25 protein-coding genes are annotated in these 24,753 nt (G+C 49.2%); 2 read left to right on the forward strand and 23 right to left on the reverse strand.

Annotated elements, in window-relative coordinates:
• Nucleotides 1–4: 4 nt before the first annotated feature.
• From fliF to NST07_RS20190, 12 genes are all read right to left on the reverse strand, one after another.
• Complete coding sequence (fliF, locus tag NST07_RS20135) at nt 5–1,594, reverse strand: flagellar basal-body MS-ring/collar protein FliF (protein ID WP_341093996.1); 1,590 nt, start codon at nt 1,592–1,594, stop codon at nt 5–7.
• A 35-nt stretch (nt 1,595–1,629) separates the two neighbouring features.
• Nucleotides 1,630–1,938, reverse strand: coding sequence for a flagellar hook-basal body complex protein FliE (fliE, locus tag NST07_RS20140; RefSeq protein WP_341093998.1), 309 nt, complete (start codon nt 1,936–1,938; stop codon nt 1,630–1,632).
• 30 nt (nt 1,939–1,968) lie between these two features.
• The gene (gene flgC, locus NST07_RS20145; protein WP_341093999.1) at nt 1,969–2,415 is read right to left on the reverse strand and encodes a flagellar basal body rod protein FlgC; all 447 of its coding nucleotides are present in this window, start codon (nt 2,413–2,415) and stop codon (nt 1,969–1,971) included.
• Between the two features lie 6 nt (nt 2,416–2,421).
• Nucleotides 2,422–2,829, reverse strand: a complete 408-nt coding sequence (gene flgB / locus NST07_RS20150) for a flagellar basal body rod protein FlgB (protein ID WP_076110108.1) — start codon at nt 2,827–2,829, stop codon at nt 2,422–2,424.
• 380 nt (nt 2,830–3,209) lie between these two features.
• Nucleotides 3,210–4,610 (reverse strand): ATP-dependent protease ATPase subunit HslU, encoded by a 1,401-nt coding sequence (gene hslU, locus NST07_RS20155; RefSeq protein WP_341094000.1) that lies wholly within the window; start codon nt 4,608–4,610, stop codon nt 3,210–3,212.
• Between the two features lie 33 nt (nt 4,611–4,643).
• Nucleotides 4,644–5,186 carry an ATP-dependent protease subunit HslV gene (gene hslV, locus NST07_RS20160; RefSeq protein ID WP_341094001.1) on the reverse strand — a complete coding sequence of 181 codons (543 nt, stop codon included), beginning with the start codon at nt 5,184–5,186 and terminating at the stop codon, nt 4,644–4,646.
• A gap of 66 nt (nt 5,187–5,252) precedes the next feature.
• Nucleotides 5,253–6,611 carry an FADH(2)-oxidizing methylenetetrahydrofolate--tRNA-(uracil(54)-C(5))-methyltransferase TrmFO gene (trmFO, locus tag NST07_RS20165; RefSeq protein ID WP_341094002.1) on the reverse strand — a complete coding sequence of 453 codons (1,359 nt, stop codon included), beginning with the start codon at nt 6,609–6,611 and terminating at the stop codon, nt 5,253–5,255.
• Between the two features lie 24 nt (nt 6,612–6,635).
• Entirely contained in the window at nt 6,636–8,732 is a 2,097-nt protein-coding gene (gene topA / locus NST07_RS20170) for a type I DNA topoisomerase (RefSeq protein WP_341094003.1), read from the reverse strand.
• Nucleotides 8,733–8,831: 99 nt separating this feature from the next.
• Nucleotides 8,832–9,950: a DNA-processing protein DprA gene (gene dprA, locus NST07_RS20175; RefSeq protein WP_341094004.1), complete on the reverse strand. Its 1,119-nt coding sequence runs from the start codon at nt 9,948–9,950 to the stop codon at nt 8,832–8,834.
• 227 nt (nt 9,951–10,177) lie between these two features.
• A complete protein-coding gene (sucD, locus tag NST07_RS20180) occupies nt 10,178–11,107 on the reverse strand; it encodes a succinate--CoA ligase subunit alpha (RefSeq protein WP_038593560.1) in 930 nt (309 codons plus the stop codon).
• Between the two features lie 66 nt (nt 11,108–11,173).
• Nucleotides 11,174–12,331 carry an ADP-forming succinate--CoA ligase subunit beta gene (gene sucC, locus NST07_RS20185; protein WP_341094005.1) on the reverse strand — a complete coding sequence of 386 codons (1,158 nt, stop codon included), beginning with the start codon at nt 12,329–12,331 and terminating at the stop codon, nt 11,174–11,176.
• Between the two features lie 348 nt (nt 12,332–12,679).
• Entirely contained in the window at nt 12,680–13,144 is a 465-nt protein-coding gene (locus tag NST07_RS20190; protein WP_038593568.1) for a MarR family transcriptional regulator, read from the reverse strand.
• A 147-nt stretch (nt 13,145–13,291) separates the two neighbouring features.
• On the opposite strand from NST07_RS20190, the gene NST07_RS20195 reads away from it, so the two are divergent.
• Nucleotides 13,292–13,720, forward strand: a complete 429-nt coding sequence (locus NST07_RS20195; protein ID WP_341094006.1) for an organic hydroperoxide resistance protein — start codon at nt 13,292–13,294, stop codon at nt 13,718–13,720.
• A 122-nt stretch (nt 13,721–13,842) separates the two neighbouring features.
• On the opposite strand, the gene NST07_RS20200 is transcribed toward NST07_RS20195, so the two are convergent.
• The 11 genes from NST07_RS20200 to NST07_RS20250 form a co-directional block, all read right to left on the reverse strand.
• Nucleotides 13,843–15,636 (reverse strand): YifB family Mg chelatase-like AAA ATPase, encoded by a 1,794-nt coding sequence (locus NST07_RS20200; RefSeq protein ID WP_342479995.1) that lies wholly within the window; start codon nt 15,634–15,636, stop codon nt 13,843–13,845.
• Between the two features lie 193 nt (nt 15,637–15,829).
• The gene (locus NST07_RS20205; RefSeq protein ID WP_342479996.1) at nt 15,830–16,339 is read right to left on the reverse strand and encodes a phosphoesterase; all 510 of its coding nucleotides are present in this window, start codon (nt 16,337–16,339) and stop codon (nt 15,830–15,832) included.
• A gap of 66 nt (nt 16,340–16,405) precedes the next feature.
• Complete coding sequence (locus NST07_RS20210) at nt 16,406–16,819, reverse strand: hypothetical protein (RefSeq protein WP_341094088.1); 414 nt, start codon at nt 16,817–16,819, stop codon at nt 16,406–16,408.
• Between the two features lie 134 nt (nt 16,820–16,953).
• On the reverse strand, nt 16,954–17,340 hold the full coding sequence (locus tag NST07_RS20215) for a YraN family protein (protein WP_342479997.1): 387 nt from the start codon (nt 17,338–17,340) through the stop codon (nt 16,954–16,956).
• Nucleotides 17,337–17,636 carry an EscU/YscU/HrcU family type III secretion system export apparatus switch protein gene (locus tag NST07_RS20220; RefSeq protein ID WP_038593587.1) on the reverse strand — a complete coding sequence of 100 codons (300 nt, stop codon included), beginning with the start codon at nt 17,634–17,636 and terminating at the stop codon, nt 17,337–17,339. Before NST07_RS20220 ends, NST07_RS20215 begins: the two co-directional genes overlap by 4 nt.
• On the reverse strand, nt 17,633–19,942 hold the full coding sequence (locus NST07_RS20225; RefSeq protein WP_342479998.1) for a DNA ligase: 2,310 nt from the start codon (nt 19,940–19,942) through the stop codon (nt 17,633–17,635). The genes NST07_RS20220 and NST07_RS20225 overlap by 4 nt, the downstream gene beginning before the upstream one ends.
• 59 nt (nt 19,943–20,001) lie before the next feature.
• Nucleotides 20,002–20,613 (reverse strand): ribonuclease HII, encoded by a 612-nt coding sequence (locus NST07_RS20230; RefSeq protein WP_341097709.1) that lies wholly within the window; start codon nt 20,611–20,613, stop codon nt 20,002–20,004.
• 219 nt (nt 20,614–20,832) lie between these two features.
• A complete protein-coding gene (gene ylqF, locus NST07_RS20235; protein WP_341094090.1) occupies nt 20,833–21,693 on the reverse strand; it encodes a ribosome biogenesis GTPase YlqF in 861 nt (286 codons plus the stop codon).
• A 29-nt stretch (nt 21,694–21,722) separates the two neighbouring features.
• Entirely contained in the window at nt 21,723–22,343 is a 621-nt protein-coding gene (gene lepB, locus NST07_RS20240; protein ID WP_341094091.1) for a signal peptidase I, read from the reverse strand.
• 217 nt (nt 22,344–22,560) lie between these two features.
• The gene (gene rplS / locus NST07_RS20245) at nt 22,561–22,905 is read right to left on the reverse strand and encodes a 50S ribosomal protein L19 (protein ID WP_038593601.1); all 345 of its coding nucleotides are present in this window, start codon (nt 22,903–22,905) and stop codon (nt 22,561–22,563) included.
• 141 nt (nt 22,906–23,046) lie between these two features.
• The gene (locus NST07_RS20250) at nt 23,047–23,334 is read right to left on the reverse strand and encodes a hypothetical protein (protein ID WP_341094092.1); all 288 of its coding nucleotides are present in this window, start codon (nt 23,332–23,334) and stop codon (nt 23,047–23,049) included.
• A 332-nt stretch (nt 23,335–23,666) separates the two neighbouring features.
• Here NST07_RS20250 and NST07_RS20255 point away from each other — a divergent pair, with 332 nt between their 5' ends.
• On the forward strand, nt 23,667–24,710 hold the full coding sequence (locus NST07_RS20255; RefSeq protein WP_341094093.1) for a hypothetical protein: 1,044 nt from the start codon (nt 23,667–23,669) through the stop codon (nt 24,708–24,710).
• Nucleotides 24,711–24,753 lie beyond the last annotated feature (43 nt).

Genomic DNA, 24,753 nt, shown 5'->3' on the forward strand with positions numbered 1-24,753 from the left:
TAGTTCACCTCTGTTCGTCTGCAAGCCATGTACGCAACAAGTTTACGAATTCATCCGGCTTTTTCTTCGCCAGACTTTCCAACTGCTTGCGAACCTGACTTTCATTCGTCACGCTCTCCAAGTTAATAGAAGGAAACTCGGTAGGAACCTGCAGCGGAATGTCTTCTTCCACTTCTTCTTCTTCTGTCTTCTTGCGGCTGCGGTAAATGAAGTATCCCCCGCCTGCGCCGACCAGCAATGCTGCCGCGGCAATGGCCCAAATCATCCACGTAGCAAGTCCGCCCGACCCTGAATCAGCAGCTGTATCTCCAAATTGTTGCGAGAATACCGAAACTTTTTTGGTCAAATCTGCGTCTGTATAAGTGACTCCTGAATCTGCTAGAGTAGCTCTTACAATATTGGTCAGAATATTCTTAATTGCTGCTGAAGTAGTGTCATCCAAAATATTTTTTCCTGTAGGTGGTTCAACCGCAACATTTATGGTTAAATCTTTTACAGTATACGGGCTAGCGATAATATCCTTGGTGATCCGGTTCACTTCGAAGTTCCGGGTCTCTGATGATTCTTCAGATGTAGAAGTGCCTGTATTAGTTCCAGATGGATAACCTGAGACATCTTCTGAGCCCGTACCCGCAACGCCTCCGGTAGTATTTCCTTGCCCCGAATAGGAATTGCTGATAATCTGCGAACTGATTTCAATCCCTTTCATATTCTCTGTATCTACCGGAGTAACAAGATCTTCTTTCCGGTTCTCTTTGTCAAAATTCAACTTAGAGAAGACAAGGACATCGACTTTATCTGGTCCTGTGAGCGTAGTTAGGAACTGTTTCACATTTTTCTTAACTTCTTCTTCAAATTTCTTTTGAAGAGCAAAGTTTTCTTCAACTTGGTTGGTAACTCCTGCCTGTCCGCCTTTAGCTGTCGGCATCAACTCGATCTCGTTATTTGCAATCGTGATGTTGTCAATCGGCAAATTCGGCACAGCAGTTTTTACAAGGTTGAAATAACCGTCAATATTGTCCTGTGAGGGTCTAAATCCTGGATCAAAGGAAAGTACAACGGAAGCCGAAGCCTGCTCCTGACCCTCTTGAGCGGCAAAGACCGTCTCTTTGGGCAAATTAATCAGCACCTTAGCATCCTTGATTCCCTGCATCCGTCTCATCAGCTGTTCCACTTCACCATTTAAAGCATTGTTGTATTTAACATCAAACTCACTGTCCGTCGTACCGATCATCGACGAAGATTCGTCAAACACTTTATATCCGATGGAACCTCCCTGCACGATTCCCTGCGAGCCAATATCCACTTTAATGCGAGCGGCTTCTGTGCTTGGTACGGATATGCTGTGTCCATCTGGACTTAACCGGTATGAAACTCCTTTTGTATCCAGGTAAGTCATGACTCCAGCGGAGTCTGTGCTGTCCAGATCTCGAAATGCTACTTCATATTCCGTTTTCGAAAGCCTCATGGTCAAAACTACGATTATTAAAATAATAATAAACAATGTAGAAAAAAATAAAATCTTCTGTTTAGCGCTAAATCTGTTCCAATACTGGGTGATTTTCTCCCGGTACTGGGCCAATCGTTCATTCACAGTGTCACCCCATCCGAAACTAAGCTAAGGATTATTTAGATTTGAGTTCTCATAATTTCCTGATAGGCTTCGATCACTTTGTTCCGGACTTGTGTAGTCAGCTGCAAACTCAGCAATGCCTGCTGGGAAGAAATCAAAGCCTCATCAATGTTGACTTCTCCCAATACGAATTTATTATTCATTTCCTTGGAATATTGCTCTTGCTCTGCCACTTGATTAAGTGCATCCTGCAGATAAGAACCAAAGCTTTGCTTGGAACCGCTAACCGCTTCTGACTCTGTAGCTACTGGCTTCATAGCAAGCGGTTGAACAGCTTGGCTTCCGATAGTTAAATTCTGTATCAACTGTTTTCCTCCTAAGATGTCATTTCAAAATTACCGTCCAATTTCAAGCGCTTTACTTACCATAGCCTTGGACGCGTTCAGCATCGTAACATTAGCTTCATAGGAACGGTAGGAAGACAGCATATCCACCATTTCCTTCGTGACATCTACGTTAGGCATATACACATAACCTTCGGCATTCGCATCAGGATGGCTGGGGTTATATACCGGCTTCATAGGTGAGGCATCATCAATAATTGACTGTACCTTAACCCCTTCGCTTTCACCATTCATCTTTGCATTCAATATGTTGGAAAAGCTTTTGTTCTCGGCTGTTTCCAGCACTACCAGCTTTCTCCGGTAAGGTACGGCTTTGCCGTCCACTACAGAGGCTCTGGTTGTTTCAGCGTTAGCAATATTAGAGGATATTACATCCATCCGCAACCGCTGAGCGGTTAAAGCTGAAGCGCTTATTCCAAAACTGCTCCCAAAATTCACTATTTGCTACCTCCCCTCAACTGCTGTGCGCATTTTAGTGATATCACTGTTTAACAGATGTACATAAGAGTTGTACCGAAGCTGATTCTCGGCGCTTAACGCCATCTCGCGTTCCATATCCACATTATTATCATTGTTGTTCATCGAGGTGGTGTGGTCGGTAGTGACTACTGCTGACGGAACGGCTGTAGCCGATCCGAATTGGAAATGGCGGGAATCCGATATCTTCGCGTTAAGCGTTGACTTCAGCCCACTTTCCTGTTGCCTAAGCAAACTTTCAAAAGAAACGTCGGAGCGTTTGAAATTCGGTGTGTCGTTATTTGCCACATTGTTGGCCAAAACACTTTGTCGTTTATTGGCGGCATCAATGCCTGCCTGTAGTCTTTGAAAACTGACATTGTTTAGCAAACCCATGCAAATCCCCCCCTTCCAAAGCTATCATAATGAAAAGAATTCCACAACTTCTTCCGAAATCCTGCTACTTTCGACAAATAAAGCTAAATTTTTAACTTTTAATCCTAGCGCGCAGGTCGAAAGCTGTCGATGAAGATTTAAAATGTCAATCTCATATACATTGATTCTCTTAGAAATTGTATATTATTACAATAAGAAATAAGCCCTATCTTTTCTGAAAAGAGAGGGCTTAAAGCATGGTTTTTCAATTTTTTACCTTTTTCGTTCCAATATCTAACTTTATTTAGCATTTAGTGACATAAAAAGGTTGATTTTCACCGACTTTTGTCATGTCACTACTTCCATATACCTAATTTGAAGTAATTTCGAAGGCTGTCGGATTAGAGGATATACTGGCTTAAATCGCGGTCCTGTGCGATTTCCGACAGTTTTTCACGAACATATTCCGGAGTGATTACCATTGTTTCGAGAGTTAATTCAGGAGCTTCAAAAGATAGGTCTTCCAGCAGTTTCTCGAGAATGGTATGCAAACGACGCGCACCTATATTTTCCATGTTCTGGTTCACAGAGGCTGCAATTTTTGCGATTTCCTGGATCGCTTCCGGCTGGAACTGAATTTCAATATTTTCCGTCTTGAGCAAATTAACATATTGTTTGGTCAGCGCATTCTCCGGTTCAGTCAATATGGAGACGAAATCCTCCAGGGTAAGACTGCTCAGCTCCACACGGATCGGGAAACGCCCCTGAAGCTCAGGGATAAGGTCGGAAGGCTTCGCAATATGAAAGGCTCCCGCTGCCATAAACAGAACATAATCCGTCTTCACAGGTCCGTATTTAGTCATCACCGTAGATCCTTCGACGATAGGCAATATATCACGTTGCACCCCTTCACGGGAAACATCGGGTCCAGAACCTTTGCCCTGGCTGGCAACCTTATCAATTTCATCGATAAAAATAATGCCGGACTGCTCGGCACGGGACACGGATTCCTGAATGACGTCATCCATGTCAATCAGCTTCGCTGCTTCATCCTGAATCAGCACTTTGCGTGCTTCCTTGATCGGCAGCTTGCGTTTTTTGGTCCGCTTGGGCAGTAGACTGCCGAACATTTCCTGCATGTTCATTCCCATCTGGTCATTGCCTTGCCCGGCAAACATGTCCAGCATCGTAGGAGCGGTATCCTCCACGTCGATTTCTATGATGTCATCTTCCAGCTGCCCTGCCAGCAGTTTGAATTTGACCCCACGCCGGCGTTCGCTGAGTGAACCATCCTCGGGCTCTTCCTTTGTGTCTTCGGAGCTTGCGTTATTGCCGCCGAAAATCATTTCGAAGGGATTCCGCTGTGACTTGTTCTTGGAAGTAGAGGGTACAAGAATTGAGACAATCCGCTCATTTGCCAGCTCTTCAGCCCGGTCTTTCACCTTTTCTGTCCGCTCAAGCTTAACCATACGGATGGAGGTCTCCACCAAATCACGGACCATGGATTCCACATCGCGCCCCACATAACCAACCTCGGTAAACTTGGTAGCCTCTACTTTGATGAACGGGGCATTTACAAGCTTGGCGAGCCGGCGGGCGATCTCAGTCTTCCCTACCCCAGTAGGACCGATCATCAGAATGTTTTTTGGAACAACTTCATCCCGCAGCTCTTCAGCAAGCAAACTACGGCGGTAACGGTTACGCAGTGCAACTGCCACCGATTTTTTTGCCTGCTTCTGGCCAACGATATATTTATCGAGCTCTGCTACGATTTGACGCGGTGTAAGCGATTGATTACCCATTATGACTTCCTCCCTCTTTCTGCGGCGCCGTGCCTATAATTGTTCAACAATAATATTGGAATTCGTATATACACAAATCTCGGAAGCGATTTGCAGTGCTTCCCTGGCAATTTCGGCAGCTTCTAAATTTGGAGCATGGCGCTTCAGCGCACGTCCTGACGCCAGTGCAAAGTTGCCTCCGGAGCCAATAGCCAACACATCATCATCCGGTTCAATGATTTCACCATTACCGGAGATCAGCAGCATTCCCTCTTTATCCATCACAATCATTAAGGCTTCCAGCTTGCGCAGAATTCGGTCCTGGCGCCAATCTTTGGCCAGTTCCACAGCTGCCCGCTGCAGATTGCCGTGATGCTCCTCCAGCTTGCCTTCAAACTTCTCGAATAAAGTAATCGCATCGGCAACGGAACCCGCAAAGCCAGCGATTACTTGTCCTCTGTACAGGCGGCGGACTTTTTTAGCCGTCGTCTTCATGATGACACTTTCTCCAAAAGTAACCTGACCATCGCCGGCTATTGCCGAATGGCCATTATGTCTAACCGCACAAATTGTAGTCGCATGAAAGCTGGGTAACATGATTTTGCAACCTCCTAAAAGTTTTGTGAGATGCCATTGCAAAAGAACGGCTTAACACACCATAGTTTATGACGGGTTTGGTTCAGTGATCTCCGGTTCTGTGTAGGGAAGTCCTGTACGTGCAGCGAAATCGGCAATACTGTCCAGTGCACGCTGAGCCAGAAATTCATTTTTTTCCTTCTTACTGCGGATTTTCTTCTCAAGCTTAGGAAGCAGGCCAAAGTTGGCATTCATTGGCTGGAAATGCTCTGGATCTGCAGAAGTAATGTAAGCAGGCATGCTGCCCAGTACACTGTCCTCCGGAAAGATCAGGCCTTCCTCGCCAAGCGCAGCTCTGGCCGCGTTGATTCCGGCGATCATTCCGGAAGCAGCCGATTCCACATAACCTTCGACACCCGTCATCTGTCCGGCAAAAAATAATCTTTCTTTGCCTTTCATCTGATATGTGGGATGCAGCAGTTTTGGAGAATTAATAAAAGTATTGCGGTGCATTACGCCATAACGAACATATTCTGCATTCTCAAGACCCGGGATCAGTGAGAAAACACGTTTCTGCTCCCCCCATTTAAGATGGGTCTGGAATCCAACCAGGTTGTACAGTGTACCGGCAGCATTATCCTGACGCAGCTGCACTACTGCATAAGGCAATTTCCCAGTGTGGGGATTCATGAGCCCTACCGGCTTCATTGGACCGAACAATGCCGTTTGCTTGCCACGCTTCATCATGATTTCAATCGGCATACAGCCTTCAAAGTAAATCTCTTTCTCAAAATCTTTAAGTGCTGCGGTCTCGGCCGAGATCAGCGCATCATAAAAAACATCAAATTCCTCTTCCGTCATCGGACAGTTTAGATAGGCTGCTTCCCCTTTGTCATAACGGGAGGCCAAATACACCTTGCTCATGTCGATGGTGTCTTTCTCCACAATCGGCGCTGCAGCGTCATAGAAGTAGAAATATTCTTCACCGAGCAGCGCTTTAATCTCAGCAGACAAAGCCGGAGAAGTCAGCGGACCGGTCGCGATGACAACAATCCCTTCCTCCGGTATATGCGTAAGTTCTTCATTTATGACTTCCACCAAAGGATGATTGTGCAGCGTCGAAGTAATCTCACCCGAAAATCCGTCCCGGTCTACGGCGAGCGCGCCGCCGGCAGGAACGGCATGCCGGTCTGCGGCACCCAGGACAAGTGAATTCAAGCGCCGCATTTCTTCCTTTAATACACCGACGGCATTACCAAGACCATTTGCACGCAGGGAGTTGCTGCATACCAGTTCAGCGAACTGATCCGTGTGATGCGCAGGCGTCTTTACAACAGGTCTCATTTCATATAGTCTGACCGGCACTCCGCTCGAAGCGATCTGCCATGCGGCCTCACTGCCGGCAAGACCGGCGCCTATTACTGTTACTTTAGCTGTTTCTGTCAATTTCCTTTCCTCCTGTAGCGACTATTATTCTGCTAATTCTTCGTTGTCCAACACGGCCTCTGTATGATCGCACGAGGTGCATTGCAGCTTGGTCCCTTGCTTGTTGCGCTTCTCAACCATCCAGGAGTTGCATACAGGGCATGGTTTAATGGAAGGTCTATCCCAGGAAACAAAATCACAGCCTGGATACTGATCGCAGCCGTAGAAGACGCGTCCCTTTTTACTGCGCCGCTCAACAACCTTGCCTTCATGACATTTCGGACAGTTTACTCCGATATCCTTCACGATCGGCTTGGTATTGCGGCAATCCGGAAATCCTGAGCATGCCAGAAATTTCCCGAAACGCCCCAGCTTGTAAACCATCGCTTTACCGCATTTCTCGCAGAGCTCGTCAGAGACCTCATCTTCAATCTCGATCTCTTTCATTTCTTCTTCCGCGAAGATTAGCCGCTTCTCGAAAGACTCGTAAAACTGGGCCAGTACCTTCACCCAATCCTCTGCGCCTTCTTCTACATGGTCAAGATCCCCCTCCATGTGTGCTGTAAATTCCACATCAAGAATTTCGGGGAAAAATTCCTCCATCTGCTCTATAATCAGCTCACCAAGCTCAGTAGGCATAAATTTCTTCTCTTCGATAGCCACATAACCACGCTTCTGGATCGTTTCCAGCGTTGGTGCATAGGTACTTGGACGCCCAATACCCAGCTCTTCCAGCGTCTTTACAAGACGTGCTTCTGTATAACGCGGTGGAGGCTGCGTGAAATGCTGTTTGGGCTCAATGTCCTGTTTAATCAGATCATCTCCAGCTTTGAGCGGAGGCAGAAACTTCTCTTCATCTGTTGTTCCATCATCATTACCTTCTACATAAACCTTCATAAAGCCCGGGAATGAAACCTTCGAGCCTACGGCTCTGAAGATTGCATCGCCTGCGGCGATATCCACGGAGAGCGTATCCAAGAGCGCGGAAGCCATTTGACTGGATACAAAACGCTCCCAGATCAGCTTATACAAGCGGAATTGATCGCGGCTCATATATTCTTTGACGGTTTCCGGCTCGCGAAATGCTGATGTAGGGCGGATCGCTTCATGCGCGTCCTGCGAACCTGCAGCTTTTTTGGAATACTGGCGAGGCGACTCCGGTATAAACTTCTCACCGTATTTTGTCCCAATCAGTTCCTTGGCTTCATCCTGTGCCGTTGTGGACAGCCGGGTGGAGTCAGTACGCATGTAGGTAATTAAACCGACGGTGCCTTCTTTGCCCAGCTCCACACCTTCATAGAGCTGCTGTGCCACAGACATAGTCTTGGCTGCACGAAAACCCAGTTTACGCGCAGCTTCCTGCTGCAGCGAACTTGTCGTAAACGGTGCAGAAGGGTGGCGCTGCCTCTCCTTCTCTTTCACTTCATTTACTTTGAAAGCGGCATTCTTGATAGCTTCCAGAACTTCCTGAACATCGCTTTCCTGGCCCAGCTCTTTTTTCACTCCGTTCAGCTTATGAAACTTCGCTTCAAAACTGGAGTCACGAATGCCGAGCTTTGCGGTGATGCTCCAATATTCAGTAGGGACGAAAGCGGAAATTTCATTCTCCCGGTCCATAATGATCTTGACTGCAACCGATTGAACCCGTCCGGCGGACAGGCCTTTTTTGACTTTCTTCCATAATAGCGGGCTAATCTTGTAACCGACAAGGCGGTCAAGAATCCGCCGGGCCTGCTGTGCATTCACAAGATCCATGTTGATTTTGCGGGGTGTCTTAAAAGCATCCTTGACTGCTTGTTTGGTGATTTCATTAAAAACAACACGGCACTCCTCGGTATTATCCAAATCCAGCGCATGCGCCAGATGCCAGGCAATGGCTTCACCTTCACGATCCGGGTCAGCCGCCAGATAGACTTTTTTCACTTTTTTGCTGGCGTCTTTGAGTTCCTTCAATATGGAACCCTTACCGCGGATCGTGATATATTTGGGACTGAAATCATTCTCTACTTCTACGCCAATCTGGCTCTTTGGCAAATCTCTGATATGTCCCATTGAGGCCTTTACGATATATTTACTGCCTAAATATTTGCCGATGGTCTTCGCTTTTGCAGGCGATTCGACGATAACTAATGCATCCGCCATAGGTTGTTCCTCCTAAAAGTTTTGTAAGCATAAGCTTCCTAGAACTGCTTCGGGCATATCTGAATCCGAAAGCATACGCTTAACACAATCTCTTCTATATTAAATTACCTTATAAATTGCACCCGGTAATTGTGTTACCGCTTTTTTTATGATTAAAGATAACAGAACTGAATGCAAATGTCCAAAATCCCATTTCGTTCTACCCAACAGCTCATCCAACGTAAATGGGCCTTGATGCAGTATATGGTATAGGTGAGACTCCTCACTTGTCAATTTCTTTTCTGCCTGCTTGTCTCCGTTTTCCGGGTTAAAGAGCTCTTTCTCTCTCTGTTCCACCGGCTTTACAGGCAGATAGGATATGTATTCCTCCACGATGTCGTGAGCGCCGGTCACTAATTTTGCCCCTTGTTTGATCAGGTCGTTCGCACCCCTGCTTTTGGGTGAAGTCACTGGACCCGGTACGGCAAAAACATCTCTACCAGCCTCAAGGGCTGCATCGGCAGTAATTAGTGAGCCACTGCGGCTGTCCGCCTCTACAACCACCGTCCCAAGGGCAAGGCCGGCAATAATCCGGTTGCGCTGTGGAAACAAGCCTGGGTGGCTTTTAGTGCCTATTGGATATTCGCTAATTACAAGTCCGTCCTGAGCGATTTGATGTTCCAGTTCCCGGTTTTCTAAGGGATAGACCTTATCCAGTCCTGTCGCGACCACCGCAATCGTACTCCCGCATCCACGCAGGGCCGCTTCATGGCATACACTGTCGATCCCCCGGGCCAGTCCGCTGACCACAGTAAGACCTGCGCCGCTCAGCTGCTCTGACAGCGTCTCCCCTACCTTACGGCCATAAGCCGTAGGCACACGGGTACCAACCATGGCAATCGCCGGGCGGGAGGCCAGGGGCAGGCTGCCTCGATAGTAGAGCACCCACGGCGGCTGCGGCGTCTCTTTCAGAAGCCCGGGATACTCCTCGTCGAGCAGAGTTACCATTTCTACTCCGCTTTCTTTCATTAGAATGTGACGACGGTGTATCCACTCGGAAGTATATACAGCTTCGAGACGCTGCGACATTTTCCCGCTGATTCCCACACGTTCCCAATCACCGGCACCACAGGTAAAAGCCACATCCGTTAACATACCCGCTCGACAAATTTTGTCGATACTCTTCCAGCCGATGCCTTCCACTTCATTTAATCCAAACAACAAATATCGCGAATCCATACGTACATCTCCCTCGTGAGGAAGGTCAGCCTTCCCTATTTTGTGATACCTGTGTCAGAAATGCAAGTTACAGTTCCTTAAACGTCTATACGGCAGCAGACTTGAACGCAAAAAAAGCAACCTTTTATCCCCATGAACAGGAACAAAAGGTTGCTTACCTTTGAACATATTATACACGATGCCCTGCTAAAGAACATACGTATGCTGATAAATATAATAGTAGAAACTTAGCTTCCAGTAAAGGCGCTCAGAATGCCGCGCTCTTCCAGCACACTTACAAGCGTAGAGCCCATTTCTGCCGGAGTAGGGGCCACCTTAATACCGCAGGATTCCAGCACGGCAATTTTTTCGCTGGCCGTCCCCTTGCCTCCGGAAATAATCGCACCTGCATGGCCCATTCGTTTGCCGGGAGGTGCGGTAACCCCGCCGATAAAACCAACTACCGGTTTGGTCATATTTTCCTTGATCCATACAGCAGCTTCTTCCTCTGCCGTACCGCCGATTTCTCCGATCATAATGACCGCCTTGGTTCCCGGATCCTCATTAAACAGCTTGAGAATATCAATAAACTCCGAGCCCTTAACCGGGTCTCCGCCAATCCCTACTGCCGAAGACTGGCCAATGCCGCGCTCAGTAAGCTGATGCACCGCCTCATAGGTCAAAGTTCCACTGCGTGAGACAACCCCTACGTACCCAGGAGTATGGATGTAGCCCGGCATAATGCCGATTTTACACTCTCCCGGTGTAATCACACCCGGACAGTTCGGACCAATCAGAACCGTAGAACGACCTTCCATGTAACGCGATACTTTCACCATATCCAGTACCGGGATGCCTTCAGTAATGCAAATGACCAGTTCCAGTCCTGCATCCACTGCTTCCATAATGGAATCGGCAGCAAACGCCGGTGGCACATAGATTACACTCGCAGTTGCCCCGGTCGCTGCCTTGGCTGCTATCACCGTATCAAATACCGGAAGGCTGACCTCACTGCCGTTCTCCAGCGTGATATTCACCGTCGTGCCGCCTTTGCCCGGTGTAACCCCGCCCACCATTTGCGTGCCGTAATCCAGCGCTCCCTTGGTATGGAACAAGCCCGTCGAACCTGTTATGCCCTGCGTGATGACTTTCGTATTTTTATCTACAAGAATGCTCATGTTTTAGGTCACATCCCTACTTAGTTTGTCGAATACGAGCACTGGTGCCCAAAGGCCCAGCTGCGATTACACAAGAGCAACAATCTTCCGGGCACCGTCCGCCATGGAGTCGGCAGCAACGATATTTAGTCCGGAACCGGCAAGAATCTGCTTGCCCAGTGCCACATTGGTTCCCTCAAGACGCACGACGAGCGGTTTGGTCAGACCAAGCTGCCGGGCCGCTTCCACCACACCCGTGGCGATAACATCGCAGCGCATAATTCCACCGAATATATTGACGAAGATCCCATTCACTTTATCATCGGACAAAATGATTTTAAAAGCTTCGGTAACCTTCTCGGTCGTCGCACCGCCCCCTACATCCAGGAAATTGGCCGGTTCGCCGCCGTAATATTTAATGATATCCATTGTAGCCATCGCAAGTCCCGCGCCGTTGACCATACAGCCAATGTTGCCGTCAAGGGCAATATAGCTGAGATCGTATTTCGAGGCTTCAATTTCCTTCTCGTCCTCTTCATCAAGGTCCCGCAGCTCCAGAATATCCTTATGCCGAAACAATGCGTTAGAGTCAAAATTAAGTTTGGCATCCAGAGCCATTACATTCCCGTCAGCTGTAACGACCAGCGGATTAATCTCCGCAATAGAGCAATCCTTATCCACAAAAGCCAAATATAGCGCTTGCATGAACTTGACAGCCTTATTCACCAGTTCTGTCGGAATAGCAATGCTGTACGCCAGTTTGCGGGCCTGGAAAGTCTGCAAGCCTACTGCAGGATCAATGATTTCCTTGAATATCTTTTCCGGATGAGTGGCCGCTACCTCCTCAATTTCCGTGCCGCCTTCTTCAGAAGCCATCATGACCACCCGGCCGGAGCCACGGTCCACCACGATTCCAATGTAATATTCTTTCACAATCTGGCAGCCTTCTTCAATCAGCAGCCGCTTTACAACCTTGCCTTCAGGACCGGTTTGATGGGTCACCAGTGTCTTGCCAAGAATCTCTCCGGCATAAGACCGGACTTCTTCAAGCGACTTCGCTACCTTCACACCGCCGGCTTTTCCGCGTCCGCCTGCATGAATCTGCGCTTTTACCACCACTACCGGTGTACCCAGCGATACTGCAGCTTCTACTGCTTCCTCCACTGTATAAGCTACTTTTCCGTTCGGTACGGCTACGCCGTACTTCTTAAGTACTTCTTTTCCCTGATACTCGTGGATATTCATACCGGAAGCCTCCTAAAGTGTTGCGGTGGCTTAAACAGGCAGCCTGCAGCCATTCCGCTTTCCGTTTTGATTGTCCAAAGCCGGGTCCAGACCGGTTTATTGCTACATATTCCGGCACAAGCAGAAAACCTAACCGCATCTAATAGAAACGGCGTGGCTTCTGCCAGTGACACAAGCTTTGAAATACAGATTTTCATCTATATTTAGCTATATGTCAGAAAAGGAAACCCAGAATATTGTAACATGTTTTAAAAGCGCTTTCCTCAAAAACTTTCACTATTTGCACACACATTTTCGCTTGATTTCATGCCGGAATGCGAACGATTATATTGACACAGCTTTCAAGAGCTATTTAGAGGCATTAATGTTAGCTTCGTGTACACGAGCCAGAAGGTCTTTAAACTGGCCCAGCAGAGCAACAAATTCATCTGCCGAGAGCATCGTTCCTTCCGCCATTTTCCCCGGGATGCATGCCGCTTCACCCTGCAGCGCCCAGCCCTTTTCTGTCAGGGAAATCAGAACCTTCCGCTCATCCTGCAAGGAACGCTCACGCAGAATTAAGCCTGCTGCCTGCAGCCGTTTCAATAGCGGCGTTAAGGTACCGGAGTCCAAAAAGAGGGCTTCGCCCAGTTCTTTAACCGTACACTGCTGTCTTTCCCAAAGCACAATCATTACTAGATACTGGGAGTACGTTAAACCGATCTTGTCCAGGTGAGGCTGATACAGCTTCGTAAATTCGCGCGAGCAAGCATAGATGGTAAAACAAAGTTGATTATCAAGCATTAGCTCAGGAGTTGTCGTTGTCTTTTGCATTTCTTCTTCACCTGCCTTTATGACATTATTTTATCACAATTCATCCGTAATATCATATTAATAGCGAAAAATATATTGACTATTATTTTAATTGTGTTAAATTAAGTTGTGTACAATACATTATCGGATGAACGGGAGCGGATAAAAATGATGACTATTCAACAAAAAATGTATGAAACTACAGTTAAAGCAGTAGGCGGAAGAAACGGAACTATTGAGTCGGAGAACCCTAAGCTGGCGCTTACGATCAGCACTCCCCGCGAAATGGGCGGCGCCGGCGGAGAAGGCACAAATCCTGAGCAGCTGTTCGCTGCCGGATATTCTGCTTGTTTTGACAGCGCGTTGAACATGGTGGCCCGGATGGGCAAAGTGAAGATTGAAGGCAGCGAAGTTACCGCTACTGTAAGCTTCGGCAAAGTTGAAGACGGAGGTTTCGGCATCGCTGTGAAGCTTGATGTTCTTGTTAAAGGCGTTGACCATGAAACTGCAGCCCAGCTTGCAGAAGCCGCCCACGGCGCCTGCCCTTACTCCCGCGCTACCCGCGGTAACATTGAAGTGGAAATAAACGTACTGTAAAGAATCTGCGTCCTTCCAATCATTCTCAGAATGAGAACAGAACAAGCCGTCCATTGGCTATGGGCGGCTTGTTTGCCGTTAATATATCTCATTATTCGTAATAGTCTATATACTATAAATCGCTAGTCCTCTGTCATGATCTGCCTGTCGAGATTGCGGTACTGCACTGCCTCCGCCAGATGTGCAGAGACAATGTCTACAGATCCCTCCAGATCGGCAATCGTCCGGGCCAGCTTAATAATCCGGTCATGGGCCCGCATGCTTAAGCCGAGACTTTCCAGAATGGTGTGCAGCATCAATGTGCCTTCCCTGCCCAAACTGGCATAACGGCGCAGTGCCGCACCGGATAGTTCGCTGTTCCAGGATATCGGCAGAGTCTTATATCTCTCTGTCTGAATAGCCTGGGCTTTCAGAACCTCTGCGCGCATCTCTGCCGAGGATAATGAAGGCCCCTCACCCCCCCAATCCTTCGGACGGGGAACATCCACCTGCATATCAATCCGGTCCAGCAGCGGTCCGGAAATCTTAGAGCGGTATTGTGCAATCCTCGCAGGACTGCAGGTGCATCTCTGCTGCAGCCCTCCGCTTCCCAAATACCCGCAATGGCAAGGATTCATAGAGCAGGCCAGCAAAAATTGGGCTGGAAAGGTAAATGCAGCGCGGGCACGGCTGATCGTCACTACCCGGTCCTCCAAGGGCTGCCTCAGAACCTCTAGTACATTGCGCGAGAATTCCGGCAGCTCATCCAGAAAGAGAATACCGCGATGGGCTAAGCTGACCTCCCCCGGCTTGGGAATCCCTCCACCGCCAATAAGCCCTGCCGCAGAGATGGTATGATGGGGCGAACGGAACGGGCGCCCCCGCAGCAGCCCGCTGTGGGCATCCTTAAGCTTGCCCGCCGCGCTGAAAATTTTGGTCACCTCCAGAGATTCACTGTCATTCAGCGGTGGTAGAATACTAGAAAGCCGTTTGATGAGCATCGTTTTCCCCGTTCCCGGTGGCCCCATCAGGATAATATTGTGCATCCCCGCCGCCGCAATGGTTAAAGCCCGCTTCACATGATTTTGCCCTAGAACATCACTGTAATCCTCCAGCATACCGTTGTCTTCAGTTATGGCAGATCCTTCATATATCACTGCCGGTATATATTTCAGATGATCCAGCGTAAGCGCCATGACCGGAGGACGCTCGCTGTTCGCAAGACCGCTGCTGACAGAAACCGGAAACGGCAGCGAATTTTGCAGGACAGCCTCCTTTGTCACAGCTTCAGCTTCAGCAACAGCCAATCCTATGGGCAGAGAAGATTTAGTTTTGACTGAGCCACCCGATTCATCAACACCCATTGTATTCACGCTTACTATTTGCTCTACCTCGCTTCTCCTTGCGATGTCCGCCATGTTCATTACCGATTCGTGCTCAGGCTGCGGCAGCTGCCCCAAATGCTCTATCGCATACACTGTAATCCCGCTAATTAAAGCAGCCTCAGCAGCATTGCCCAATGGCACCAATACAGCACGGAATCCGGCGCGACGCGCTGCTTCTACCATCGGCAGCACACCTGTCACAGGGCGCAGGCTGCCGTCGAGCGCAAGTTCGCCGATCAGCAGCAGCTTTTCTGCCTCAGGCATCACCAGTTGGCCGCTTGTCGTCAGAATGCCCAGGGCAATAGCCAGATCGAATGCCGAACCTTCCTTACGCAGATCAGCGGGGGCTAAATTGACCGTAACACGCTGTTGAGGGTAACGATAACCGCAGTTTTTGACCGCCGCACGCACTCTTTCCACAGCTTCACGAATAGCAGAATCAGGCAATCCAATGATATTCGTCTGTGGTAAACCGTTGGCCAGATCAATTTCAACACCGATCATCACACCCTCAATCCCATACAGGCAGGCGCTGTGCATTTTTCCATACATAAAAAAACACCTCTTCTCCTGAAATACGCCAAAAATAAGCGTTGTCGTTTCAAGAAAAAGGGTGCTTCCTCATTTTCCGAGATTATATTATAACCAGTATACAAATGATCTGCAGCCGTGCGCAATAGCTGAACGGGAGATCATCCTCCAGTTATTTGCACAAATGTGAAAGAGCATTTAAAAAGGTGATGAATTAACCCTCTTCATTTACCACCACAGCATCCCTAATTTGCTCAAAAGAGAGCGGTTTGTAGCCCCAATGCTCCACACAAATATTAAAATGATTGTTTCCTTCATATTTCTGTCCATGAATATGACCATGCACATTCACGTAAGGCATATGTTTGTTCATATACATCGGTTCATGTGAAAGAAAGAAGAAATCCTTGTAGATCATCGGGTATTCACTAACCTCGTCGAAGCCCGAATCCAGCCACCATTTGCGGCTTCGCCCGCGGTCATGATTGCCGAGAATCAGTATCTTGTAGCCGTTCAGTGAAGATACTATTCCCGTCGTCGCTTCCAGGTTCATAAATGAGAAATCCCCAAGATGAAATACCATATCCCCTTCCCCCACCACGGAATTCCAGTTCTCGATCATCGTCCGGTTCATCTCTTCCACACCACTGAAGGGACGGGACTCAAAATCAATAATCAGCTTATGCCCAAAATGGTGGTCTGAGGTAAAAAATACTTTAGACATTCGCGTACACCCAACTTTCACGGAAACTCCGTATATTCTGATTTCACAATTATGCTGAACTTAATTTTATTTACGCCATTCCCGTTTGTTGGAACGCTGGTTTGCATCCAGCTGAATCAATTCAGCGAGTGGCGGGACTTCTTCATGATCAATAAGCCATTTACGCATTTCTCTAATTGCCTCCACCTGTCCATTGCCCTTATCCCGCCAGGTTAGCAGCTCTATCACTTTAATAACCAGTGACAACAGGCTGTTGCTGTCGCTTTGGCTCTTTTCGGCCCGAATCTTTTGAATAAGCGCCTCATTCTCCCAATCAATCAATATCTCCTCGGCAATGGCTGGCCGCATAACGGTGAAGGTTTTGTTGCATTGGCTGCAGCAGACAACGGATAATGGCTCTCCGCCTAAATCTACAGCGATCTTCTGTTCACATTCTTGGCATGTAAAACTTACTTGTATATCAAATGGTTGATTCCTCATGCGGACAACCCTCCTCATGGCAGCATTAAAAGTTACAATAATGTTTACCCATTTCCCTTAAGAAATGACCCATGACACGGAAGTAATGTCAAGACATAAGCTCTAAAATGGACATTAAATCGACAAAAAACCGCTTAAAATGCCTCGCGAATATGCCTTAGAGCAGCAATACTCGTATCGTCATTCAGTAATACTGAAATCACATCAAAGGAGACCTGCCGTTCTTCCTGACCTGTGGCATGCAAATAGACCTCTGCCGTATTGCGCACCTGCCGTATTTTGCGGGTGTTCACAGATTCTTCGGGGGTCCCCTGCTGAGGGTTTCCGCTGCGGCTCCGTACTTCCACGAAGATCAGCCTGCCTTCAAGCTCAGCAATGATGTCAATCTCGCCGCTGCGGCAGCGCCAATTGCATTTAATAATATCGTAACCTTGGGAAGTCAAATACATTACAGCTGCTTGTTCAGCTACTGTGCCTTTTTGTTTGCGGCTATACCGCCCGCCTGTGCCGTTTTCCCTCACTTGAGCCTCCGCTCTCCTGCAGAACGGTCACTCTGGTAGATATAGCTTAGAATCTCCGCCACCAAATGATACAGCTCAGGAGGAATCTGCTGATCGAGGTCCAACTTCGACAAGACCTCCACCAATGCTGCATCCTCCTGAACAGCAACCCCGTTCTCCTTGGCCCGCTGCAAAATCATATCCGCCACAGCACCTTGCCCTTTGGCCACAACTACCGGGGCTTCGCTTTGGCCTGGAGTATATTTCAGTGCAACAGCCTTCTTAAGGTTCTGTGAAACTTCATTTGGCTCACTCATATCCGGTAATCGACTCCTTTGTAGGAGTCAGGAACATAGTCTGCCAGCTTGGACACAGTCTTCATACCGGGTGCCGCAAGCGAGTTGGGCTCCGGCAAGGGCTCTGTGCGCAAGCTTAAAAGCTGGTAGCCTATTGACTCTACTGCGGATTGGACATCCTCCCGCCGATCCTCCAGCAGTTCAAGTACCCAAGGATCATTATTATGCACCTTGAGGCTTACGATCCGGTCGACCACTTGGACGTCAACCAGTGTCTGTCCCAGCTGCTTCATGTCCAAATCGAACCAAAGCCGGCAGTTCGCCGCATCCAGTTCACCCTTGCGGCCACGCCGCGACTGAATATGGACAGAAGCCGTTTCCTGTCCATCCCCGCCCCGCAGCGGCAGAAACAGCGTCACCTGTGCGAACGGTGCCGTACGGTCCGTGTTGAGCAGCAGCTGCTGTCCCGTCAGCTGCTGCACAAGCTGGCCTGCGGCTTCCTTCACCGCAGGCGGGGCATCGCTGCTCATCACCTGCAGCAGCACGCCCTTCAGCGTGTCGGCGGCGTCTTCACCCGCCGCCGCACCGCCCTGCAGCGCCGCCAGCGGCAGCGCTGCTTCACGCGTTCCCGCGGCCGCTGGCACAGGCCGCGCCTCTGCGGCTGCTGCGAAGCCGCCGCGCACCGCCTGCTGCTCGTGCTCCGCACCGAGCAGCTTCAGCACCCGCCCCACCCAGGACTCCGTGTCCTGGGTGGCAGCGGGCCCCGGCTGCGGCGCTGACGCAGCAGCCGGGCTCTCCCCGCGCGGCGCTGACGCCGCGGGAGCCTGGGTTTGCCCCGCCTGCGTCAGCGGGGCTGCATTGCCCTGCGGCGGCGCAGCCGCAGGCGCTGGCACTGCCGCCGTTGGCGCAGCCAATGGCGCTGGTGCTGGCGTAGACGCTGGCGCTGCTGCCGGTGTTGGCGCTGCCGCTGGCGTTGGTGCTGCCGCCGGCGTAGAAGCTGCCGTTGGGGCAGGGCTTCCGCCCGCAACGTTAGCGGGCGGCGAAGCGGCGAGCTGCGGCTGTGTGCCGCGCAGCTCGCTGAGCACGCCCTGCAGCTTCGTTAGCAGGGCCGTGCCGGACTGCTGCGCTGTCGGTGCACTGGCATTGCTTGCAGCAGCTTGCGCACGCTCCGGCTGAGCTGCGCTCCCCGGCTTTGCCGCATTCGCCGCAGGCTCCCCCTCTGATCCGGCAGATCCTGCACCGATTCGTACCACCGCAGGATCTGTTCCACTCTCTTTCAGCCGCGCCGCAGGATTCTGCGTGTCAGCTCCTTCAGCCGAACTCCCTGAAGCCGCATTTGCTGCCTTAGGGAGAACACCCGCGTCGGCAGATTCGTTGTCTGTCGGCACAGCCGCAGCAGTACCTGCCACGTTCTTGGCTGCGGCTTCAGGCTTAGCACCTTCGGCTTCGGGTGTGTTCGCGGCCATCGCTGCCGCAGCCTGTTCACCCTTCCCTACACCAGCCTGCGCTGCCGTAGACTGCACAGCTGGTTTGGCCCCGTCAGCAGCTTCGTCCGGCATAGCAGAAGCCGCTAAGGCAGCTTTAGCCGCTGCCGGATCGACATCAACCTCTCCGCCTGCCACAGCGAGACCAGTACCAGTATTGCCGGTAGAAGAAGGGGCAGCCGATCTGGAAGGAGCCGTAAGCTTCTCCGAACCACCTATGGCCTTTCCACCATCCCCTTCACTTTCCTGCTGTGCCCAGAGCGTAAGCTCCGTTTCAAGCTTGGTCAGCAATTCATGCAGTTTCGGACCAAACACAGCCTGCTGCAGCCCCTTCACGCTCTCCGCTGTCACAGGCAGTCCCCGTTTCACTGAGATCACTGCCGCTTCCAGCCACTCCGAAGTCGGCACGCCCTGCGGCTTGGCGTTCATCACCGCATCGAGCTTCGCCGCCGTCTCTTTGGTCAGGGGCAGGCCTCCTGATTGCATGGCCTGAATAATCTCCCGTCCTGCCTTGGAATCTGACAGCCCAAGTGATTCCAGTGCCTCCCCCATGCTCTGAGATGATGCAAGAGCTGATTCGCCAAGGGAGACCGGCTTCAATACGGGCAGCCCGCCCTCACCCGGAGGGGCAACCTGCAGATTTAAGGTTTGTCCAGGCTGCAGCGGAGTTTCCAGCTCCGCACGGACAGGTGTGCCTTGGATCTGAACGACCGCTTCTTTGCCGGATTCCGACACACTGAGGACTACACCACGAACGACCTGGCCTTCCTTAAGCTCCAAAGACTTGGCTTCTCCCGGTTTACTGTCTCCGAGCAATCCTCGAATCATAGATCCGATATTCATGCCTTTTCTCCTCCCTTCGTTTAATGTCTTCTTAGTATATCGACATTTAAGTTCTTTTTTTAAAATAACGTCTGCTGCTCCGCCAATATCCGGCTGATGAAGCTCCGCCGGTGCATAGGCGTTGGCCCCAAGGCTGCAATTTGCTCGCGGTGAAGCTTGGTCGCGTAGCCTTTATGTATTTTAATCCCATAGTCCGGGTATAATTCCTCCCATAAGCCTTCACAGAGCCGGTCACGGGTCACCTTCGCCACAATGGATGCCGCAGCTATGGATTGACTATTGGCATCTCCTTTAATAATTGAACGCTGAGGAAGCGGCAAATCCACTTTTTCCGCATCAATTAGCATGTAATCCGGCGTATGGCTCAAGCCCTCCACCGCCTTCTTCATTGCCAGCCGCGAAGCCTGTTTAATGTTAATTTCATCAATGACCGCAGAGTCAACGTGACCAACACCAACCGCCAGCGCTTGCTCCATAATGTGCTCAAACAAAACCTCTCTCTTCTTGGCGCTCAGCTTTTTTGAATCGTCAACACCCTCTATAATAAGGCCTTCTGGCAATATCACCGCTGCGGCGACAACATCCCCGAACAGACAGCCTCTGCCCACCTCATCTACACCGGCAATCCGGCAAAATGACTGCTCCCAGCCTTCTTTTTCGTATAACAACATATCTATAGTACTCACTGTTCATCCACCGCCAGTTTCACTTATATTCAATACTACTGCTTTTTAGCTTATCATATGAAGCCGTCAGGAGGCATCCTTCTTTAAGTTAATAAATAAAATTCTGCATAGGACCCATTTCTATCATGCTTCAAAAACAAAGACAACAAAAAGAGCCACCCCAAAAAGTGGATGGCTTGTAATCCAATCATTATTTTACCGTGCTCAAGGCATCTCCAAGGTAAAGGTTCCAAGCTTTCCTGCCCGCAGTTCATGGAGTAACGTACGTGACGCCTTCTCCAGATCCACTCGCCCGCCACTGATGAGGCAGCCACGTTTACGCCCTATCGCTTCCAGAACGGCAACGATCTCATCGGGGTTCTCCAGATCCTCAGGAAGCTTATCAATCCCGAAGCGTTCCTTAAACCGGGAACCATAATCTGAGACCAGATATTTGACAGCATAAAAGGCGATATCCTCGACGTTCAGAATCTCCTCTTTAATAGCTCCGGTTACCGCAAGGCGGTAGCCTACATCCTGATCCTCGAACTTTGGCCACAGAATACCCGGGGTATCCAGAAGCTCCAGATTTCCGCCTGTTTTGATCCATTGCTGGCCCTTTGTGACCCCTGGGCGGTCACCGGTTGCAGCGATACTCTTGCCTGCCATCCGGTTAATGAGCGTCGATTTGCCCACATTGGGAATCCCCACGATCAGTGCGCGCATCGCCCGCGGATTCATCCCCTTGGCAATTTGCCGATCAATTTTCTCCTTCAGCAGCAGTTTAACCTGTTCAGGAATTTCCTTCACACCTGTTCCGGTAGACGCATCTACAGGATGGGCGACATGCCCCTGGGCTTTGAAGTACGCCAACCATTTGCGCGTCGCTTCTGGATCAGCCAAATCTGCTTTATTCAGAATAATCAATCTCGGCTTGTCCCGTAAAATATCGTCAATCATCGGATTGCGGCTGGAAAGCGGCAGACGGGAATCAAGCAGTTCTATTGCAACATCTATCAGCTTCAGCTTATCCTCAATTTGCCGTCTAGCCTTCGTCATATGACCCGGGAACCATTGAATGGCCATTGCCGTCACCTCCTTTGACTTCTGTCAGCTTAATGGTTAATTACTGAAATGTCTTTGACCGGCCAAAAAATCAGATCTGCACGGCCTACAATATCGCCAAGCGGCACATAACCGATCATCCGGCTATCCGTACTGTCTGAGCGGTTATCCCCCATTACGAATACATGTCCTTCCGGCACTGTGCCGTCAGTAAAATCTTCGTTTGGGAAATCTTTATTATTGTACAAAGCATTATTATTATGCGCTTCATCAATCGCGCCTTGAATGTAAGTTTCGTTCACAGGTTCTCCGTTAACTGTAACGACATCCCCTTCGACTTTCACCGTATCTCCTGCCACTCCAATTACGCGTTTGATGAAGTCCCTGCCCTCTGAAGGTACATGAAACACAATCACCTCGCCACGCTGCGGAGAGCGGATGTCATACAAGATTTCATTTACAATTACACGTTCACCGGTATGGAAATTAGGCTTCATAGAAGGTCCATCCACAATAAACGGCTTAAATAAAAGCCAGCGTATCAGAATTACCAGAACCAATGCAATTGCTATCGCTTTAATCCATTCCAACACTTCATTCTTCTGTTTCTTGGGATTCTGTCCGCCGGACTCCACGATCTCCCCTTGTCCCTGCTGCAAATCCTGCTGCATAATTCACCGTCCTCTCTTCATCCTATATTCACTATACAACACAAAAAAACTCCTGCCAAAAACTCCTCCACGATTACTCCTTCAGGAGGCCTTTTCGGAGAAGCTGATCCTAAGGCAACTATTTTAATGTCCATTATTGGGGTCGAGAAGAACCGGATATAGCAACAAGAATAAACGAAAGGGGCTTGAACTCAAGCCCCTTTCCTTTGTCACTATTCTAGCGACGGATTTCTTTAATTCTTGCAGCTTTACCGCGCAGTTCACGAAGATAGTAGAGCTTCGCACGACGAACTTTACCACGGCGAGCCACTTCGATTTTCTCGAGTTTAGGCGAGTTGATTGGGAAAGTTCTTTCCACACCAACACCGTAAGAAATTTTACGAACCGTAAAAGTCTCACCAATTCCACCGCCGCGACGTTTGATTACAACGCCTTCGAACAACTGGATCCGTTCACGAGTTCCTTCGATAACTTTTACGTGTACCTTCAAAGTGTCTCCCGGGCGAAAACTCGGGATATCTTTGCGGATTTGTTCTTGCGTAATTGCTTGTAGGATATTCATTTAGGACTTCCTCCTTCCGTACAGGTGTTCATGCCTCTTCCGGAGAGACCATCGCTCTCCCTCATTATCCGCAGAGGACCACCGTATTCCACACAACAGAAATAATAATAACATAAAGAGTAGGCTAATACAACTATATTTTTAGAGCGGCAGCATATCCTTCTTTTGGGCTTTCGTTTTGCAATCCTTGCATAGTCCGACTACGCTTCCGTTATCCTGGGCATAAAAGATAAGTTTTCCGTTTCTCTTCTTGCATGAGGAACAGAGCTGCTCCGTGGAACTCTGCTTAGCTTTGCGGTGTCTGTCCATCGAGATCACATTGCTGGCCGTTGCAGTCTTTGGACTTCCGGCCCTCTTATGCCGTCTGTTAAACAGCCAGTAAACAACCACAACAAATAACAATACGATCAGGATTGCTGCATATCGCATCAGGCTCATCCGCTCCCTTGACTTTTTACAGTCAAAATAGTAATAGACCGCCCTTCATGGTGCCTGAGAGTCGGTCTGTTTTCTGCCGCCAAGCTCCGTTACACTTCTACACTTCGATTGCTCTGATTTCCAACCCGCCGTTTCAGCTTTACTGAACCTATCATCTACAGCTAATTTTAACACAATCGTTTATTGATTTGTAGTCGCGCCCAAAGGTACTGGACTTTAGTCCAGCACAGCAACCGGTCTCTAGCCTGTTATTCAATTATTTACCATAATATATAATAACGATTATACATAAGCAATATACAGACTTTTAGGAGGGGCTCCATTTGAAAAAAAATTATAAACCAGCAAAGATTGCAGCACTGGCTGTTTTCTCCATTGTACTATTAGCCGGCTGCAGAGAACTGCCTGGCAAGGAAGCTGCTGATAATCAGCTTGAACAGCGCTTATCCGGCAACTCCCAACAGGAAGTTGCTGACAGTAATGGGGAGTTTGAAGAATTCTCTAGTGAACTCGGGCAGGAGATCAGTGAAGCAGCAGCAGATTTAGGACACGGGTTAAGTGAAGCAACAGCAAACCTTGGGCAGGGTATCGGAGAAGCAATGGAAAATGTACAGCAAACTGCTCAGAATACTGCGTCCGTTGTGGCAGAACAGATCACAGCCGACAGTGTCAGCAAAGAACTTGTTGCCACCTCAAAACCAGGGTCCTCCTCTACACTTACCCTGGACAATGCAGTGGGTGAGGTTGAGGTCATCTCCACTACAGGAAATACCGTTAACGTAACCGCTACTATCGTAGCCCATCATGCCTCCAGCAAATATGCTCCAGAGTTGTTTGATAATGCTGAAGTATCTGTAAAAATTAGCGGTGACGAGCTTAAAGTATCCACCTACGCCAAGGACAGTCCCAAAAAGGATTTATGGTCCTGGGCGCACAAAAAATACGGCTATTCAGACTTCAGCATCAACTACCTGATTGAGCTTCCAGCCAGTTTCGACAGATTTGAAATCAATAATGATGTAGGTTCTATTGAGTTGAGCCAGTTGCAGGGCACCTTTGACATTTCGAGCGATGTTGGAGCCGTCACACTCCGGGATGTTGAAGTCACCGGCAAGTCTAAGGTAGAGACAGATACCGGAAGCATCGGGCTAAGTATCAATGAGATGAAAAACGGCAGCAGTCTCAAAGCTAAAAGTGACATAGGCAAAATATCCGCCTCTTTGGACAGCAGTCTCAAATGCACTGTGGAGGCCTCTAGCGAGCTTGGACATATTTCCGGTACAGGTTCCGGCAAACATGATTTAAACGGGGGTGGACCGCTGTTGTCCCTATCCACGGAAATCGGCTCCATCTCCATACAGAACTAAAATGAAAGATACCGAACCGATATCGAAATTTACGTATATACGC

Origin of the sequence: Paenibacillus sp. FSL L8-0340 (genome assembly GCF_038593145.1) — a bacterium.
Lineage (GTDB): Bacteria > Bacillota > Bacilli > Paenibacillales > Paenibacillaceae > Paenibacillus_AQ.

What these genes read in the sequence shown, in the direction of transcription:
- flgB (WP_076110108.1), bottom strand. Translation starts at nt 2,829, where the DNA reads ATGGGTTTGCTAAACAATGTCAGTTTTCAAAGACTACAGGCAGGCATT.
- hslU (WP_341094000.1), bottom strand. Translation starts at nt 4,610, where the DNA reads ATGGGTAATCAATCGCTTACACCGCGTCAAATCGTAGCAGAGCTCGAT.
- hslV (WP_341094001.1), bottom strand. Translation starts at nt 5,186, where the DNA reads ATGTTACCCAGCTTTCATGCGACTACAATTTGTGCGGTTAGACATAAT.
- topA (WP_341094003.1), bottom strand. Translation starts at nt 8,732, where the DNA reads ATGGCGGATGCATTAGTTATCGTCGAATCGCCTGCAAAAGCGAAGACC.
- dprA (WP_341094004.1), bottom strand. Translation starts at nt 9,950, where the DNA reads ATGGATTCGCGATATTTGTTGTTTGGATTAAATGAAGTGGAAGGCATC.
- sucD (WP_038593560.1), bottom strand. Translation starts at nt 11,107, where the DNA reads ATGAGCATTCTTGTAGATAAAAATACGAAAGTCATCACGCAGGGCATA.
- sucC (WP_341094005.1), bottom strand. Translation starts at nt 12,331, where the DNA reads ATGAATATCCACGAGTATCAGGGAAAAGAAGTACTTAAGAAGTACGGC.
- NST07_RS20190 (WP_038593568.1), bottom strand. Translation starts at nt 13,144, where the DNA reads ATGCAAAAGACAACGACAACTCCTGAGCTAATGCTTGATAATCAACTT.
- NST07_RS20195 (WP_341094006.1), top strand. Translation starts at nt 13,292, where the DNA reads ATGATGACTATTCAACAAAAAATGTATGAAACTACAGTTAAAGCAGTA.
- NST07_RS20200 (WP_342479995.1), bottom strand. Translation starts at nt 15,636, where the DNA reads ATGTATGGAAAAATGCACAGCGCCTGCCTGTATGGGATTGAGGGTGTG.
- NST07_RS20205 (WP_342479996.1), bottom strand. Translation starts at nt 16,339, where the DNA reads ATGTCTAAAGTATTTTTTACCTCAGACCACCATTTTGGGCATAAGCTG.
- NST07_RS20210 (WP_341094088.1), bottom strand. Translation starts at nt 16,819, where the DNA reads ATGAGGAATCAACCATTTGATATACAAGTAAGTTTTACATGCCAAGAA.
- NST07_RS20220 (WP_038593587.1), bottom strand. Translation starts at nt 17,636, where the DNA reads ATGAGTGAGCCAAATGAAGTTTCACAGAACCTTAAGAAGGCTGTTGCA.
- NST07_RS20225 (WP_342479998.1), bottom strand. Translation starts at nt 19,942, where the DNA reads ATGAATATCGGATCTATGATTCGAGGATTGCTCGGAGACAGTAAACCG.
- NST07_RS20230 (WP_341097709.1), bottom strand. Translation starts at nt 20,613, where the DNA reads ATGTTGTTATACGAAAAAGAAGGCTGGGAGCAGTCATTTTGCCGGATT.
- ylqF (WP_341094090.1), bottom strand. Translation starts at nt 21,693, where the DNA reads ATGGCCATTCAATGGTTCCCGGGTCATATGACGAAGGCTAGACGGCAA.
- lepB (WP_341094091.1), bottom strand. Translation starts at nt 22,343, where the DNA reads ATGCAGCAGGATTTGCAGCAGGGACAAGGGGAGATCGTGGAGTCCGGC.
- rplS (WP_038593601.1), bottom strand. Translation starts at nt 22,905, where the DNA reads ATGAATATCCTACAAGCAATTACGCAAGAACAAATCCGCAAAGATATC.
- NST07_RS20250 (WP_341094092.1), bottom strand. Translation starts at nt 23,334, where the DNA reads ATGCGATATGCAGCAATCCTGATCGTATTGTTATTTGTTGTGGTTGTT.